General features: G+C 56.8%; 15 protein-coding genes. 8 read left to right on the top strand and 7 right to left on the bottom strand.

What is annotated here, in order from left to right; genetic code table 11:
* The first annotated feature begins 39 nt into the window (after nt 1-39).
* From Herbaro_RS20270 to Herbaro_RS20255, 4 genes are all read left to right on the top strand, one after another.
* Nucleotides 40-840: an SDR family NAD(P)-dependent oxidoreductase gene (locus Herbaro_RS20270; protein ID WP_275011402.1), complete on the top strand. Its 801-nt coding sequence runs from the start codon at nt 40-42 to the stop codon at nt 838-840.
* A gap of 75 nt (nt 841-915) precedes the next feature.
* Nucleotides 916-1,674, top strand: coding sequence for an SDR family oxidoreductase (locus Herbaro_RS20265; protein ID WP_275011401.1), 759 nt, complete (start codon nt 916-918; stop codon nt 1,672-1,674).
* Between the two features lie 66 nt (nt 1,675-1,740).
* Entirely contained in the window at nt 1,741-2,979 is a 1,239-nt protein-coding gene (locus Herbaro_RS20260; RefSeq protein ID WP_275011400.1) for an MFS transporter, read from the top strand.
* Between the two features lie 52 nt (nt 2,980-3,031).
* Complete coding sequence (locus Herbaro_RS20255) at nt 3,032-3,886, top strand: N-acyl homoserine lactonase family protein (RefSeq protein WP_275011399.1); 855 nt, start codon at nt 3,032-3,034, stop codon at nt 3,884-3,886.
* A gap of 41 nt (nt 3,887-3,927) precedes the next feature.
* Here Herbaro_RS20255 and Herbaro_RS20250 read toward each other — a convergent pair whose 3' ends face one another.
* From Herbaro_RS20250 to Herbaro_RS20225, 6 genes are all read right to left on the bottom strand, one after another.
* Nucleotides 3,928-4,218 carry a putative quinol monooxygenase gene (locus Herbaro_RS20250; protein ID WP_275011398.1) on the bottom strand — a complete coding sequence of 97 codons (291 nt, stop codon included), beginning with the start codon at nt 4,216-4,218 and terminating at the stop codon, nt 3,928-3,930.
* A gap of 24 nt (nt 4,219-4,242) precedes the next feature.
* Nucleotides 4,243-5,151, bottom strand: coding sequence for a LysR family transcriptional regulator (locus Herbaro_RS20245; RefSeq protein WP_342456499.1), 909 nt, complete (start codon nt 5,149-5,151; stop codon nt 4,243-4,245).
* Nucleotides 5,152-5,156: 5 nt separating this feature from the next.
* On the bottom strand, nt 5,157-5,981 hold the full coding sequence (locus tag Herbaro_RS20240) for a 2OG-Fe(II) oxygenase (protein WP_275011397.1): 825 nt from the start codon (nt 5,979-5,981) through the stop codon (nt 5,157-5,159).
* A gap of 10 nt (nt 5,982-5,991) precedes the next feature.
* Entirely contained in the window at nt 5,992-6,411 is a 420-nt protein-coding gene (locus Herbaro_RS20235) for a VOC family protein (RefSeq protein ID WP_275011396.1), read from the bottom strand.
* Between the two features lie 21 nt (nt 6,412-6,432).
* The gene (locus Herbaro_RS20230) at nt 6,433-7,659 is read right to left on the bottom strand and encodes an L-dopachrome tautomerase-related protein (protein WP_275011395.1); all 1,227 of its coding nucleotides are present in this window, start codon (nt 7,657-7,659) and stop codon (nt 6,433-6,435) included.
* Between the two features lie 253 nt (nt 7,660-7,912).
* Nucleotides 7,913-8,818: a LysR family transcriptional regulator gene (locus tag Herbaro_RS20225; RefSeq protein WP_275011394.1), complete on the bottom strand. Its 906-nt coding sequence runs from the start codon at nt 8,816-8,818 to the stop codon at nt 7,913-7,915.
* 171 nt (nt 8,819-8,989) lie between these two features.
* On the opposite strand from Herbaro_RS20225, the gene nfsB reads away from it, so the two are divergent.
* The 3 genes from nfsB to Herbaro_RS20210 all read left to right on the top strand — a co-directional run bounded on the left by nfsB (nt 8,990) and on the right by Herbaro_RS20210 (nt 13,513).
* Entirely contained in the window at nt 8,990-9,643 is a 654-nt protein-coding gene (nfsB, locus tag Herbaro_RS20220; RefSeq protein ID WP_275011393.1) for an oxygen-insensitive NAD(P)H nitroreductase, read from the top strand.
* A gap of 353 nt (nt 9,644-9,996) precedes the next feature.
* A complete protein-coding gene (locus Herbaro_RS20215; RefSeq protein WP_275011392.1) occupies nt 9,997-11,715 on the top strand; it encodes a methyl-accepting chemotaxis protein in 1,719 nt (572 codons plus the stop codon).
* Complete coding sequence (locus tag Herbaro_RS20210) at nt 11,708-13,513, top strand: sensor domain-containing phosphodiesterase (protein WP_275011391.1); 1,806 nt, start codon at nt 11,708-11,710, stop codon at nt 13,511-13,513. The genes Herbaro_RS20215 and Herbaro_RS20210 overlap by 8 nt, the downstream gene beginning before the upstream one ends.
* 129 nt (nt 13,514-13,642) lie before the next feature.
* On the opposite strand, the gene Herbaro_RS20205 is transcribed toward Herbaro_RS20210, so the two are convergent.
* A complete protein-coding gene (locus Herbaro_RS20205; protein WP_275011390.1) occupies nt 13,643-14,542 on the bottom strand; it encodes a LysR family transcriptional regulator in 900 nt (299 codons plus the stop codon).
* A 98-nt stretch (nt 14,543-14,640) separates the two neighbouring features.
* Between Herbaro_RS20205 and Herbaro_RS20200 the strand changes: the two genes are divergently transcribed.
* Nucleotides 14,641-15,483: an SDR family oxidoreductase gene (locus Herbaro_RS20200; RefSeq protein WP_275011389.1), complete on the top strand. Its 843-nt coding sequence runs from the start codon at nt 14,641-14,643 to the stop codon at nt 15,481-15,483.
* Nucleotides 15,484-15,641 lie beyond the last annotated feature (158 nt).

The raw sequence follows: 15,641 nt of genomic DNA, 5'->3' as shown, positions 1-15,641 counted from the left end.
TCATTCATTCCATCGAACAACACAACCAAGGAGTGAATGATGACTAAAGCTAAACGGGGCACCGCCCTTATCACTGGCGCCTCTTCCGGCATTGGCGCCGTCTATGCCGACCGCCTGGCTCGTAAGGGATATGACTTGATCCTGGTCGCTCGCAATCGCGAAAAGCTCAACGCGCTGGCTGACCGCATCACCACGCAGACTCGCCAGACCGTCGAGGTACTGGAAGCCGACCTGAACGATCCCCGCTCGATCGCCGATGTCGAGCAAAAGCTGCGTAGCGACGCCAGCATCACGATGCTGGTCAATAACGCTGGCGTGGGCACACATAGCTCGCTGATGGACAGCAAGATCGAGAACATGGTCGACATGATCACCCTCAACGTCACTGCCCCAACGCGTCTGACCTATGCCGTCGCGCCTGGATTCGTTGCGCGAGGACACGGCGAAATCATCAATATCGCGTCCATCGTCAGCATCGCTCCGGAGTTGCTCAACGGAGTCTATGGCGGAAGCAAGGCCTTCATGTTGGCCTTCAGCCAGTCCCTGCATCATGAGCTGGCAAGCAAGGGCATTCGCGTCCAGGCTGTCCTGCCCGGCGCTACGGCAACGGATTTCTGGGCCAACGGCGGCTTGCCGGTCGAGAACCTTGACGCGGCCATCGTCATGTCCGCAGAAAAAATGGTAGATGCCGCGCTTGTTGGTTTCGAGCGAGGCGAGCTGGTCACCATCCCTTCCTTGCATGCAGTGGACCAATGGGAGGCGTATGAAGCCGCTCGCCAGGCGATGCTGCCGCAGCTGTCCAGCAATACGCCGGCGCCACGCTACACAACCACTCACTGATTTACTTGTAACCCCATGAAAGGCGGCATGTGTGCTGTCTGCTGTATCTCAAATAACCAATCAATAGGAACTGACATGAAACTGACCGAAAACACTATCTTCATCACTGGCGGCACTTCTGGTATCGGCCGTGCGCTGGCAGAGGCTTTCCATCAACTGGGCAACAAGGTCATCATCGGCGGCCGCCGCAAAAACCTGCTCGATGAGGTCACTACCGCCAATCCTGGCATGGAGTCCATCGAATTCGACGTCTCCGACCTGGCCAGCATCGAGGCTGCCGCGGCCACCATCATTGCCAAGTATCCCAGCCTGAACGTGCTGGTGAACAATGCCGGCATCATGCCCTTCGATGACGCCGCAGGCAAAATCGACGACGTCGTCTCCCGCAAAATCCTGGACACCAACCTGCTGGGACCGATCCGTCTGAGCTCCGCTCTTGTCGAGCATCTCAAGTCCCAACCCCGCGCCACCATCATCCATAACACGTCGGTACTGGCTTACGTTCCCCTGGCGGTGACTGCGGTCTACTCGGCGTCCAAGGCGGGCCTGCATTCCTACGCCATGTCACAGCGGTTCATGCTGCGTGATACCAGCGTGCGTGTCCAGGAAATCGCCCCTCCATGGGTCGACACCGACCTGGTCAAGAAGAGTGGCGATCCGCGCGCCATGCCGCTGGATGCCTTCATCAAGGAAACGATGGCCAAACTGGCAGGCGACGATGAAGAGGTCATCGTTGATGTCATCAAGCCCATGCGCGCCAATCCGGGGCCTGGTGAACACGCTCTGGTCAATGGCTTCAACGAAGCACTGATTGCCGATCCGATTCCGATGTGATGTGTGATGCGGCCGGCGCTGGACACTCCCCTGGTCCAGAAGCGCCGGCCCGCCAAAGGAAAAACAATGAATAGCGCCACAACCGCCACCCACGCCGCGCAGAATTCGAATCAGTCACAAACACAACCACCACGTGGATCCCTCGTGACTGCAGTATTTTTTGCCTTGGGTACGTTCGCCATTGGCACCGAGGGATTCATGATTGCGCCTCTTCTGCCTAAGATGGCTACCGACTTCAATATGAGCGTCTCAGCGGTCGCCAGCCTGGTGATCGTGTTCACGTTGATGCTCTCCCTCAGTTCGCCTGTCAGCACTGTAATGAGCGGAAGCTTCAATAAGCGAAACACCCTCATTGCAGCGATGGGCATCTTCACGGCTGCCAACCTCGTCGCAGCCCTCTCCACCGGTTTCGCCAGTCTGCTGGTCTCTCGCATCATGATGGCGGTTGCGGCCGGGCTTTATGTGCCCAATGCCAATGCATTGGCAGGCGCCGTCGTGGGACCCGAGCGACGCGGCCGTGCGTTGGCGATCGTCAGCGGCGGCATGACGATCGCCATCGCGCTGGGCTTGCCACTGGGTTCGCTGGTCGGGCACGCATTTGGCTGGCGTTCGACCTTCCTGGCAGTGGCAGTGATGGGCGCCATCGCCGTCATCGGCATATGGACTGGCGTCGACCGTAGCGCGGGTGCGCATCTGCGCGTCGCAAGCTTGGGTGAACGCATGTCGGTGATTGCTCAGGCCAAGGTACGGCGTTTGCTCGGTATCACCTTGTTCTGGTCGGTAGGCGCCTATGCTGCGTATCCGTATATCGCTCCCTACCTCTCGCAGGTCCTGGCGTTCGGCGAAGGCGGGATCGGTGCCACGGTCTCGCTGTGGGGCGCATTCGCCGCCATCGGCGTTATCACTGGTGGTGCCTTGAACGACCGATTTGGCTCTGGCCAAGTGGTGAAGGTTTCTCTGTTGATGTTGATGCTGGCGTTCTGGAGCCTGGCAGCAGCAGCGTTTCTTGCACCGGCGCACGCGCTGATCCCCGCGCTGGTAGCCGTGGCGATCTGGGGTTTTTCTGTATGGGCATTCTTCCCGGCACAAATGGCCCGCCTGATTGCCGCCGGAGATCCCAGCCAGGCACCCGTGGCATTGTCGCTGAATACCTCGACCATGTATCTCGGCTTCTCGATGGGGAGCGCCGCTGGCGCCGGCATCCTGAGCACAGGTCACATCTGGGGGATTGGCTTGTTCGCAGGTCTGACAGCATTGCTTGCCTTGATCCTTGATCGAAGAAAGCCACTTAAACACCCCGACTAATCAATAACCGCCGCCCATCGGGCGGCGCTTCTTTCATCTATTAATTCATACTATGAAATTCAAAAACATTTTGAACAGCCTGTTATTTGGCGCTGCCATGTTGAGCAACAACATGCCAGCTACAGCAGCAGAGGTGACAGCGCCCGCAGAACTTCGACTCTATCGCCTGGATTGCGGCACCATGCGCCTGGGAGACATGTCCCTCATGTCTGATCGAGGTCGATATCAAGGACGTTCATACGATATCGTCATCTCCTGCTATCTCATCAAACATGGAAATGAATGGATGCTTTGGGATACAGGGCTGTCTCGCGAGTATCTGCAGGGTGTGACCGCGGATAAGCTCGAAATGAAATTGGAAAAGCCCATCGTCGACCAGCTGAAAGCCCTCGGATTAAAGCCAGGGGATATCAATTATGTTGGCTTGTCGCACGCGCATTTTGACCATACCGGCCAAAGTAACGAGTTTCCCGACGCGACCATGATTCTTCAGAAAAAGGAGTATGAGGTCCTGTCATCTGAACGTGCGGCAGAACATTTCATCGATCCAGCCTTGCTGGAGAAGCATGTCAAGGGTGGCCGCCTGCGCTTGATTGACGGAGATACGGACATTTTCGGAGATGGTCTGGTTCAGACCATTCTGCTTCCCGGCCATACCCCTGGCCATATGGCATTGAAGCTGAATCTACAGCATGCCGGCGTGGTGATCCTGTCGGGTGACCAATGGCACTTCCCCGAAAATCGGGCTGGCAACCAGGTGCCGAAGTTCAATTTTGATCATGACGATACGATCGCATCGTCAGCGAAGCTGGAGCGGATTATCAACGAGACTCATGCAACCCTGGTGATTCAACACGAACCGGCAGACAATCAAAAACTGCCGGCACTGCCGGCATTCTTGGAATAGCATCGACAAACCGTCCCCTCAAAAGAGAGGGGACGGATAAATCAGATGAGTTGCTCAAGCTTGCTGACTGACAGGTCGGCCCGACCATCGAGTTCTCTGACCAACTCCTTGAAAGCCGCGCCTTGTTCGTGGTTCTTCAAATCTTCTTCTCCCAGCCAACGTTCCAGCATCACCAGCCTGTCCGGATTCCCGCTGTCCCTGTGCAGGTCGTAGCGTTCACAGCCAGCTTCTTCCCGAACCAGAGGAACAGCCTTTTTAAGTGCAGCGGTAACCGCAACACGATGTCCAGGGCGCGCTGTAATTGTGGCGACGACGATAATTGCGTTTTTCATCATAATTCTTTCAGTTGAGATTCTTCACAGCGAAGCAGACATATTGTTGAATTTGGATTGCAGGTATTCGCGCAGCACGCGCGAAGTTGCTGAAATCTGTTTGCGCGCAGGGCTGAGCAGGTAAAGTGGGGCGGCTTCGCCATCCCAGTTCTTGCACAGCGTCACCAGCCGGCCCTCGGCGATATCGGCGGAAACGTCCAGGTACGAGCGATAACAGATACCGTGTCCGTCAATTGCCCATCGACGAACGGCGTCAGAGTCATCTGCCACTCGATTACCTTTAACCCGTACGTCGATTTCTTCTGTGCCGCGCGTGAATCGCCACCGATCGTGCAAATCTTCGCCGCGCATATACACTAAGCAATTACGATCTGTAAGCTCGGATGGATTTTCGAGTTGGCCGTGCTGTTTCACATACGTCGGCGAGGCACATAACACACGTCGGTTGGACTGCGCCAACGGGATCGCCACCATACTTGAATCAGGAGGGACGCCGTAGCGCAGGGCCAGGTCGACCGGCTGGCGGACAATATCGGCAATACGGTCGGTCAGTTGCAGGCGCACGGATACCGAGGGATAGCGATCCTGGAATTCGTCCATCCACCGCATCAAAACATGCCGACCGAGATCTGAAGGCATCGAGATTTGGAGAACTCCACTCACGCTGTGTGAAGATGCCATCTCCTGCTCGGCCTCCTGCAAGCTCGAGAGCACGGGACGGCAGTACGCCAGAAAGCGTTCACCGTCCTTCGTCAGGCGAATGTGGCGTGTGGTTCTGACGAAGAGAAGTACTCCCAGTTCCGCTTCAAGGCGTTTGAGCGAAACACTCGCGACTGCCGCCGATATGTCCAGGCTATTGGCAGCGGCAGTCAGACTTTTGAGTTCTGTCAGACGGACAAACAGCTCCAGGTCGCCGATGTATTTGATCTTCACGATGTTCAGTCCCGCCGCGGCAACCGGTTGTTACCCTGCTCATACATGACATTGATACGCGCGACGTATTTCGGAGTGCCGGCATCCACGCGGGCACCGACGTGCGCTACCGACTGCGTGTGGAAGCCATGACGGAAGAACAAGGCCGCCCCTTTGCGTGGTTGGACTTCCAGAATTTCGCCGCGGTGTCCGTAAAGCAAGGTGCTACCGCCCCGCACACCATCATTGGCATCGTTCAGGTAAAGCAACATGGTGAGCTTTGAGCGTAAACCAGGCCATTCCAGCATGGAGGTGCCATCCGCGCTGAGTCCGAATCCAGGCCAATCTCCATCGAGATGGCGATTGAAAACGTCATCTGCATCGTAGCGATACATATTGATCCTGTGGCTAAGACGGTCATGTAGTACATCGCCATCGATCTCTTTTGGCAGCAAAGGACTGATACGTTCCAAGATCGGACCAAGCAGGTCCTGCTCGGCAACCCAATGCACCGTCTTGTTCATGCGCATGCCTGGCGGGGTGGAAATTCCGGGCGCCTCAGACCGGTATCCCAGTTTTTCGCTCCAGGCGATCAACGCATCTGCTTCGGTGGCAGTGACCACATTATCGATGATGAATGCCATCAGGCCTGGCAATACGAGATCCGTACGGGCGGGCTTCAAGGCTTGTTCCGAAGCAAAGCGCAGTGCTGCCGGTAAGTTCCTGAAAGCATGAACAGGCGTATCGGCGACGACGCCCCCCATTGGCTTGGAACCCGGCAGGCTTGCAACGGTAAAGTGTGCCGTGTCGAGGGGCGACCGGATCAGTTCTGAAGTTTCAGATTGCGACATGATGTTCTCCTTACCAGTGACCAATATTGGGCATCGACACCCATGGTTGCGCTGGAGCGAGAGGTGCGCCTTGCTGCAGCAACTCGATGGAAATGCCGTCAGGTGAACGGACGAACGCCATGAAGCCGTCACGGGGTGGTCGGCTGATCTGCACGCCGTGATCAACGAGGCGTTGGCAGGTCGCATAGATATCTGGAACTGAGTAAGCGATATGCCCGAAATTGCGTGCATTGTCGTACTTGTTCTCGTCCCAATTCCATGTCAGCTCTACTTGCGCTGCCGAATCGCCAGGCGCCGCCAGATAGGCCAGTGTGAAGCGCCCTGCGGGCATCTCCATGACGCGTAACAATTCGAGACCGAGTGCGTCGCGATAGAAACCGAGCGATTGTTCCAGGTCGGCGACTCGGACCATTGTGTGAAGGTATTTCATGGCATTCTTCCTGTAAGGTGCTTACTTCAGCAGCACGGGACCAGCGTCAATGCGAACACGGAACAGGAGATACGGCTTGTTTCTCAGGTCAGTGCCTTCATGGAAGCCAGCCTGGCGATGCAGCTGGTTAGCCGTGAAATACAGGTAGCCGTCAGGTCCCACCGACAAGGTGTCCGGCCACAGCATGCGAGGATCGGATGCGATCGTGCGCCATTGGCCATCAGGCAGTCGCTGATGGATGCTGTTGTGCTCATAGTCGCTTGCATACACGCGGCCCTTGTTGTCCGATTCCAGGCCGTCCGACGCACCTTTCTCGCCCAGATCCTGTACCGCACGGCCGGCGACCTCGTCACTGATGGTGGGATCGGTCAGCATCGAGGTTGGGACCGAAAAGAGGTGCCGGCTCGACAGCGGGCTGTAGTACAAGGTCTTCCCGTCAGCAGAGAGGGCGATACCATCCGAAGCCACGCTGAAAGGCTGCGGTGCCTTTCCGGCGGCGCGTTGCATCAGGCGCTCGCCTTCCACGAACGGGACGAAGGAAGGATCGACCGACGTCGATGCGTGTCCGGTCAGTTTGCGCCAGCTCTTGCCACTGTCCAGGTCGACCACGATGATGCCGCCGGGTCCGGAAACCGAAGAGTCGGTGATATAGGCGATGCCCGCCTTGCCCACGCGCAGGTCGAAGCGCACGTCGTTCAGGTAGGTGGTATCCAGAGCCACATCGGGCGGAATGACAATCGATTTGACGACTTTGTCGTTATTGAGGTCGACGGCGATCAGCTTGGCGGCCCCTGCAATCCGGGTCTGGAATCCGGGCGCCGCGGTATCGAGAATCCAGAGCCTGTTGGCAGCATCGACGACCACACTTTGTACGCTGGACAAGGTCTGGCCAGGATGCGCGGGATCGAAGGTATTGATCTCTTTCGACGGGAAAGGAACGACCTTGCCTTGGCGGATCTCTCCAACCGTGAACGCGACGTCGTCGCCCCAGCGCGGGAAGTTCACGAAAATACGACCCGATTGAGAAACGGTCACGCCGGTGGGCATTGGACCGCTCGAGAACCGATGCACGACTTCAATGTTGCCGACCGGACGCACGCTGGGAGCTTCCTGCTTGGCAGCAAAGGCGGGCGAGAAGGTCGCTGTGCCAGCGAGCGCAGCACCAATCGAGAGCGCTGCTACAAGCATGCGGATCGGCTTGCTTGGCGTGGTAATTGCGGAGGAACGGTTAGATTTTGCTGTTGACATGATGAGATCCTGGAAATGAGAAGTAGCAGTTCTCTGGCGTCCGGGAGGTAATTCCTCGGTGCTGAACTGATGGGCTCAAGTCTGTCAGGATCTCTTCAAGTTGACGACGGGCGCGCGGCGAAATCAATTTCAAAGGAAATTTGATAATCAACCGGCAGGCCACGTCGGCAAAGCTTACCTTACATGGCGCGAGGCTGTTTTCGCGCGTCCATCCAATCACTTGGAGGAGGCATTGCCGTCTCGCTGGAACGTGCTATTCCGTATTCACGTAGCGCGCGACTCTCTCGGTCAGCAATTCACGTAGCGCCTTGACCGTGGGGGAGAGCATCATCCGGTGAGTACATACCAGGTTTAGCGGCGCCGCTTCTCCTTCGTATTCATCCAACGCCGTCAGTAGACGACCTCGTCGCAAGTCTTCGAGAACATCCAATCGTGATTTATATGCAATGCCACGCCCCTCAATGGCCCAGCGATGCACCAGCTCGCCATCGTCACAGACACGGTCGCCGTTGACGATGACATGCATGGGTGTCCCGTCTTTGCTAAAGCCCCAGCGGGAATGCAAGTTATCCGATAACAAGTAACGAAGACAATTATGCTGGCGCAGGTCCGCCGGGTTCCTTGGCTTGCCGTGCCGGGAGAAATATTCCGGCGATGCGCAGACCACCCGTCGGTTTTCCGGTGCCAGGGGCAAGGCCACCAAGCTGGAATCCTCAGGTGGGCTGTATCTGATCGCGACTTCTACCGGCTGACGATACATGTCGGCGACACGATCGCTGATCCGGACCTGCAAGACGACTGCAGGATGCAAGTTCTGGAATTCATCCAGCCATTTGAATACCAGATTACGTCCGACATCCGAAGGCAGCGACAGGGAAAGATGTCCTCCCACAATTCTTCGACCGTGGGCGATTGCATCGCGGCCGGCATTTACTTCGGCCAAGGTATTGCGGGCGTACTGAAGATAACGTTCCCCGTCCGGAGTAAGTTGCAGGCTACGTGTAGAGCGTGTCAGCAACCGGGCGCCGAGCTCTCCTTCCAAACGCTTGAGCGCGGCGCTGGCGACTGCCGGCGTCACCTCGTATTGGCGCGCGGCAGCGGACAAGCTGCCGTTGTCGGCAGCACAGATGAAAATGGCCAGATCTTCTAAACGAATCATGAGCAATAGTCGGGATAAACGGACGTAAGCACGAAGCGGCCATTCTACTTTCAAAATTGCTTTGAAAATGTTTTCGCTTTCGTCTGGTTTTTTGAACGCCGGAGTTCGGTGATCATGCGCTCATGAAATGCCATCCGGCTTTTCGAAAATCCCGAACCAAGGAGAAACCTCATGAGCATCCTTCAGTACGCCCGCAAGCGCCACTCTACCAAGGCCTTCGATCCCACCCGCAAGATCCCTGGCGAGAAAATCGCGGAGCTGCGTGAAGTGCTGCGCCTCGCGCCGTCGTCTGTCAACTCCCAACCCTGGCACTTTATCCTTGCCTCCACTGAGGACGGAAAAGCGCGAATCGCCAAGGCGGCACAAGGCAATTACGCATATAACGCGGCCAAGATTCTTAATGCATCGCACGTCCTCGTGTTGGCCACTCGTACCGAAATCACAGACACCCATCTGAACGCCATATTGACGCGTGAGGATGAAGATGGCCGTTTCATCAACGCCGACGCGAAAGCGGCAACTAACGGATCGCGGCTGTCGTACAGCAACCTTCATCGCTACGACCTCAAGGACGCGCAGCACTGGATGGAAAAACAGGTTTATCTGGCGCTGGGAACCGCGCTATTAGGCGCCTCGGCGCTGGGGATTGATGCGGTTCCAATGGAAGGATTCGACGCAAAAATCCTGGATAGCGAACTGGGTCTGCGCGAAAAAGGTTTCTCCAGCACTGTGCTAGTGGGCCTGGGCTATAGCGGGGTCGAAGACTTTAACGCCAAGTTGCCGAAGTCGCGCCTGGCCGATGCTGCCATTTTCACCGACATTTGATGAATAGCCCGCTTGCCCGCATTTGAACAGGTGCGGGCACTTTCGCGATTCCCCATTTTGCGGACATCTGTCTGATCTCCCGACTGGCCTCACCAATTCGAAATTTCCCGATGGAAATTCTCGATTGCGCCTGTGAGAGCGGCGTCGCTGTCCGGAAATACCTTCATGTGAGGCAGGTGTGAGTTCCAGGCAGGGACATCCCTCCCTCCCGCGCAAAGACCGAAAACATGCACATCTTCGTCATGTCATTCATTTGCACGCTCCCTATCATTGCTACATACGCTGTTGCTTCATCACGCGTGGTTTTTGTGAAGTTCAAATACTAAAAATCCAATCATACCCAGGGGAATATCGTGAAAACAGAAAATAGTGATATCAAGCGCACCTCTCTGAGTGTTGCCGCACGCTTGGCGCTGAGTTTTGCGCTGGTGTTGGCGATGATGCTGGCATTGACGGTAGCCAGCATTTCTAAAGTCAATTCCATCGAAGGCAGTTTGACCACCGTCAGCGAAGACAACAACGTCAAGCAGCGCTATGCCATCAACTTCCGTGGCAGCGTGCACGACCGCGCCATCGCCCTGCGCGATCTGACCCTGGTAGGTGACGCCGAGGTGAAAGATGTGGCGGCGTTGATCAACAAGCTCGATAGCGACTACCAACAGTCGGCCAAGCCGCTGGACGCGATTTTCGCCGGCGAACGCGGCCGACAGATCCGCGCCGAGGAACGCGCCGACCTTGATGGCATCAAGTCCGTCGAGGCGCGCGCCATGCCACTGGCGGCTAAGGTTGTCGCTGCCCGTAACGCCGGCGACATCGATGGAGCACGTCAGCTGATGCTCACCCAGGCAAAGCCTGCTTTCATTGAATGGCTGGCGGCGATCAACAAGTTCATTGACCTGCAGGAGAGCCTGAGCCAGGCTGAATCTGCGAAGGCTCGCGCAACTGCTCGCGGCTTCCAGGCATTCATGCTGGTTTTACTGGCGGCCGCTTTGGTAGCTGGTGTCGTTTTAGCTACCCTGATCACACGCTCTATCCGCCGCGCGTTGGGCGCCGAGCCGGATGACGTTAAAGACCTCGCGTTAGCGGTAGACCGCGGTGAGCTTTATCACAAAGTGTCGCTGCGCAAGAACGACGGCGGCAACCGCCTTAGCATCATGGCAGCACTATCCGAGATGAGTGGCAATCTTCGTGCTACCGTTACCGAAGTGCGCGACGCCGCCGCCGGCGTAGCCACCATCAGCGCCCAGATCGCTGCTGCCAACACCGACCTCTCGGCGCGCACCGAAGACCAGGCCGCCTCGCTAGAGGAAACCGCATCGGCCATGGAGCAGCTGACCGCCACCGTCAAGCAGAACGACGCCAACGCGCGCCAGGCCAACCAACTGGCGCACAGCGCCTCCGACATCGCAAAGCAGGGGGGCGCTATCGTTAGCGAAGTGGTCGACACCATGGCGGCCATCAACGAATCGTCACGCAAGATCGTAGACATCATCAGCGTCATTGACGGCATCGCTTTCCAGACCAACATCCTGGCCCTGAACGCGGCAGTCGAAGCGGCTCGCGCCGGAGAGCAGGGCCGTGGCTTTGCGGTGGTCGCCACCGAAGTGCGCAACCTCGCGCAACGCAGCTCGGCCGCCGCCAAGGAAGTGAAGCAGTTGATCGATACCTCGGTGGAAAACGTCGAGAATGGCACCAAGCTGGTCGAGCAGGCCGGCAGTACGATGCAGCAGATCGTCACCAGCGTGCAGCACGTCACTGACGTAATGGGAGAAATCTCCGCTGCCAGCCACGAGCAGAGCCTGGGCATCGAAGAGGTTCATAAGGCCATCGCCCTGATGGATGAGGTCACTCAACATAATGCGGCACTTGTGGAACAGGCCGCCGCTGCCGTGGGCAACTTGCAAGACCAAGCCGTGAGCCTGAATCACGCGGTGGGCGTTTTCCAGCTGGAGCCTCCATCAGTCATCGGCGCGGCAACGTCTACTTCGTCCAACGTTTTGCAACTGCGCACTGTGGACGTCAATCCGCGACTGACACTGGGCGTGGTGGCAAAGGAGCGTGCATATGGTTGAGGCGCATAACGATGCGCCCACTTTGCAGGAAGACGAAATGCAGCGCCTGGCAGCACTGCATTCCCTACACCTGCTCGACACCGGCGCTTCCGAAGATCTGGACAACGTCACCCGTCTTTGCCTTGGTGTCTTTGGCGTTAGCGGTGCATACGTGTCGTTGATAGATGCCGACCGTCAGTGGCTCAAGTCACGCAGTGGTCCCGACATGTGTGCGCCGTCTCGTGAACAATCCTTTTGCCACTACACCATCATGGATCGTGCGGTTATGGTGGTAGAGGATGCAGCGGCCGACCCGCGCTTTGCCACCAACCCAATGGTGACCAGCTCGCCGCACATCCGGTTCTATGCCGGTGCGCCGCTGATCACGCCGGACGGTCATGCCATTGGTGCCCTGTGCATAACCGATACCGAAACGCATAGCTTCACAGCAGCCCAGCGACGGCAACTGCAGCAGCTCGCCGCGCTAGCTATGTCGCAGATGCTGCTGCGGCGTGCGGTGGGCCGCGTGGATGTACTGACCGGCATGCCCAATAAATACCAACTGCAGGAAGACCTGGAAGCAGTGGCGCGGCAGCGCGTGATAGACAACGACACGGTGGAAACTCCTGGCACACGCACGCTGGCCTATATCGATATGCCAGATGCCAATACTGCGTTTGAAATTGCCAGCGTTCTTGGCACACGTGTCTTCGATGACCTGGTCCGTAATGTCGGCGCGAGGCTTCAGCATCTGACAGTCGGCAGCGCCGATGTCTATCACGTTACCGATGCCCGTTTCGCGCTGCTCTCACATGAAGGTCAGGCCCAGCATTTCGCGCAGAAGCTCCGAGAAATCACACCGGCACTTGAACAGCCGGTGCACAGCATGACACTACCGCTAAACTTGCCTAGTTATGGCGGCATCGTGCGTGTGGCGCCGCAACGTGAGGCCCTGTTGGATGCTCCACGCAAGGCGGTGGCGGCGTTACATGAGGCCGTTACCCATCAACGCCGCTGGGCCGATTATGACGCCGAGGCAGACGTGCGCCACCAGCGCAGTTTTCGACTGCTGAACGACATCCCGGAGGCGATCCAGGCGAAAGACGGCTTCCAGCTTGCCTACCAGCCCAAGCTGGACTTGCGGACCGATACCTATCACGGCGCCGAAGCGCTGCTGCGCTGGCAACACCGCGAGCTTGGCGCGATCTCGCCGGCCGAGTTCATTCCTCTGGTGGAGCGCACAGCGCTAATCCGGCCGGTGTCGGACTGGGTGATAACGGCGGCGCTGAAACAGATGGCCTCGTGGCGCGGCGAAGGCATGCATCTTAAGCTGGCAATCAACCTATCAGCGCCCAATTTCGAGGAAGGTGACATCGTCAAGCGCCTGGAGCGCGCCTGTATCGAGGCCGACATCGCACCGGCGATGATCGAGATCGAATGCACTGAAGGCCTGTGGATGCAGAGTCCTGCTGTGCTGAAGATGTTGCATGAGATCCGCAATTTGGGGATGGGACTGGCGCTTGACGACTTCGGCACCGGCTACAGCAACTTCGCCTATCTGCAACAGGTGCCGGCGTCGGTGGTCAAGATTGATCAGTCGCTGATTCGCAATCTCGACTCAAACCCGCGTGATCGTCGGATTGTGCAGTCGCTGATTGCACTCGCCAAGGAACTTGAATACCGGATTGTGGCTGAGGGCGTTGAGACAGCGCAGACCCTGCAGATGATTCGCGACTGGGGAGTAGACGAAGCCCAAGGCTATTATTTGGCTCGGCCGTTGGCACCGGAAGCGTTCCTGGCTCACATCCGTAGCGATTAATGCGCCAAGCCGCTGCTGGCACAACACTGCCAATATGAGTGAGGACAGAATCGGTGTGAGCTATCACGGTGCATACCAGTTCTGCCCATCAAGATGTGTCCTCTTCAACGCTGTTCCATAGATGGAAATTTAACGTGTGCTGTCTAGGGATTTTAATACCTCAATAAATGCCCGAAGCCCTGCCGGAACCTGACGATGTCCAGGGTAATAGAGAAACAGTCCTGGATAACTAGGGCACCAGTCTCGCAGCAAGGGCAGTAGCACTCCTGTGTCCAAATGGGCTCGTGCAATACGTTCGGGAACAAACGCGATACCGAGTCCCTGCAAAGCGGCCTCCAGCATCAACTCTGTTCGGTTGAGCATGATGTGCCCGGGCACCTCCAACGCCATCGATTCACCGTTACGGGAGAACTCCCATTTGTAGGGTCTTCCGTTGGGTGTGCGTGATCGAATGCAAATATGTCCTGCGAGATCATCGGGTGTTGTTGGAGCAATACGCCCCTTGAGATAACTCGGGGACGCCACGGGAATCATCCGCGATGTGCCACCGAAACGCACGGCCACCATATCTCGCGCAACGTTTTCCCCGAGTCTAAATCCGGCGTCATAGCCTTCAGCTACGATATCCACGAGAGCAGGTTCTGCAACCAAATCCACTTCCATCTCGGGATATTGCGTAAGAAACGTTGGAATGACTTCCTGGATCAACAGCATTGACACCGTTTCTGAGGCAGTTAGCCGCAATAAGCCGCTTGGACGATCACGTGATGCATCAACCTCAGCGAGTACCCGTTCTAGGTCCTGCAGTATGGGCCTGATTTTTGCGACAAGACGCTCACCAGCTTGCGTGGGCGAGACGCTTCGCGTGGTGCGGTTCAGCAGGCGCGTACCCATGCGATCTTCTAGACCTCGCATCATGTGGCTCAAAGTCGAGGGCGCCAGCTCCAGTTCATCCGCTGCCTTGCGAAAGCTGCGGTGCGTAGCGATGCACGCCAGAGCTTTCAATTCTGAGAGAGAGGGTTCATTCATGGTTATTTGCCACTAACGCATGCCATATTAGCTTACTTATCGCCACGTATGAGAATGGTTACATTGACTACTTCATTCATCACCAAAGAGGAATAGTCATGTCTCGTACTTGGTTTATCACTGGCGTCAACAGCGGCTTCGGCCGGGAAATGTGCAATCAACTCTTGGCGCGGGGCGATTCTGTATATGGAACCGTGCGTGATTTGGACAGTGTCAAGGACTTGACGGACCTATATGGCAAGCAATTTCGCGTTGCTCAGTTGGACATGACCGATACGCTGGCCATCGCGCCGCTTGTGAAGCGCGCCTTTGACGAAGCAGGTCATATCGATGTTGTAATGAATAATGCTGGCTATGGCTTGTTTGGCCCTGCCGAGGGGCTGACAGATCAACAGATACGCCATCAAATCGATACAAATCTGATCGGCCCTATCCAAGTGGCACGTAGCGCCATTCCTTATCTGCGGCAGCAGAGAGGCGGCAGACTAATGGTGATGTCCAGCTACGGTGGCCAAGCTACACACCCGGGAGCCTCCCTTTATCACGCAAGCAAGTGGGGAATTGAAGGATTTTTCGAATCACTGGCAGTTGAAGTTGCAGCATTCAACATTGATGTGACGATTGTCGAACCAGGTGCGGCACGTACTGCTTTTCGTAAGACCGCCGGCGCGCGGATGGGTGATTTTCCCGATGCATACGCCGATTCTCCGCTGGCGGCCATGTTTGCGCGCCTGTCTGACCCGGGATTCCTGGCCGCAGGAGATCCAGTGAAGATGGTAAAGACTATGATCGAATGTGTAGAGCAAAAACCCGCGCCGAAAAGATTGGTTTTGGGTTCTGATTCGTATGCAATGCTGCATAAGGCGCTGACTGAGCGCTTGGCCATGCTTGAGTCACAGCGAAGCGACGCACCGCTGACCGATTTCCAGAGCGGCTCTTGATTCAGATTTCCAAATAGATCTTGTCTCGCGACCGATCCCGGCAGTCCGCTTCTGGCCGATAACAGACGAAGTATTAGTTGTGTCGAAAAAAGAAAAGCCACCTGTGACGGTGGCTTTTACTTTTGAGGCCGAGCTACACATTTAGTCATAACATGTGC

The sequence above is a fragment of the Herbaspirillum sp. WKF16 genome, from assembly GCF_028993615.1.
GTDB lineage: Bacteria > Pseudomonadota > Gammaproteobacteria > Burkholderiales > Burkholderiaceae_D > Herbaspirillum.
This window is presented reverse-complemented; position numbering and strand designations above follow the sequence as displayed.

Excerpts from the sequence above, each read along its gene's own strand:
- Herbaro_RS20225 (WP_275011394.1), bottom strand. The coding sequence starts at position 8,818 with ATGATTCGTTTAGAAGATCTGGCCATTTTCATCTGTGCTGCCGACAAC.
- Herbaro_RS20250 (WP_275011398.1), bottom strand. The coding sequence starts at position 4,218 with ATGAAAAACGCAATTATCGTCGTCGCCACAATTACAGCGCGCCCTGGA.
- Herbaro_RS20255 (WP_275011399.1), top strand. The coding sequence starts at position 3,032 with ATGAAATTCAAAAACATTTTGAACAGCCTGTTATTTGGCGCTGCCATG.
- Herbaro_RS20230 (WP_275011395.1), bottom strand. The coding sequence starts at position 7,659 with ATGTCAACAGCAAAATCTAACCGTTCCTCCGCAATTACCACGCCAAGC.
- Herbaro_RS20235 (WP_275011396.1), bottom strand. The coding sequence starts at position 6,411 with ATGAAATACCTTCACACAATGGTCCGAGTCGCCGACCTGGAACAATCG.
- Herbaro_RS20205 (WP_275011390.1), bottom strand. The coding sequence starts at position 14,542 with ATGAATGAACCCTCTCTCTCAGAATTGAAAGCTCTGGCGTGCATCGCT.
- Herbaro_RS20200 (WP_275011389.1), top strand. The coding sequence starts at position 14,641 with ATGTCTCGTACTTGGTTTATCACTGGCGTCAACAGCGGCTTCGGCCGG.
- Herbaro_RS20210 (WP_275011391.1), top strand. The coding sequence starts at position 11,708 with ATGGTTGAGGCGCATAACGATGCGCCCACTTTGCAGGAAGACGAAATG.
- Herbaro_RS20240 (WP_275011397.1), bottom strand. The coding sequence starts at position 5,981 with ATGTCGCAATCTGAAACTTCAGAACTGATCCGGTCGCCCCTCGACACG.
- Herbaro_RS20260 (WP_275011400.1), top strand. The coding sequence starts at position 1,741 with ATGAATAGCGCCACAACCGCCACCCACGCCGCGCAGAATTCGAATCAG.
- Herbaro_RS20265 (WP_275011401.1), top strand. The coding sequence starts at position 916 with ATGAAACTGACCGAAAACACTATCTTCATCACTGGCGGCACTTCTGGT.
- nfsB (WP_275011393.1), top strand. The coding sequence starts at position 8,990 with ATGAGCATCCTTCAGTACGCCCGCAAGCGCCACTCTACCAAGGCCTTC.
- Herbaro_RS20270 (WP_275011402.1), top strand. The coding sequence starts at position 40 with ATGACTAAAGCTAAACGGGGCACCGCCCTTATCACTGGCGCCTCTTCC.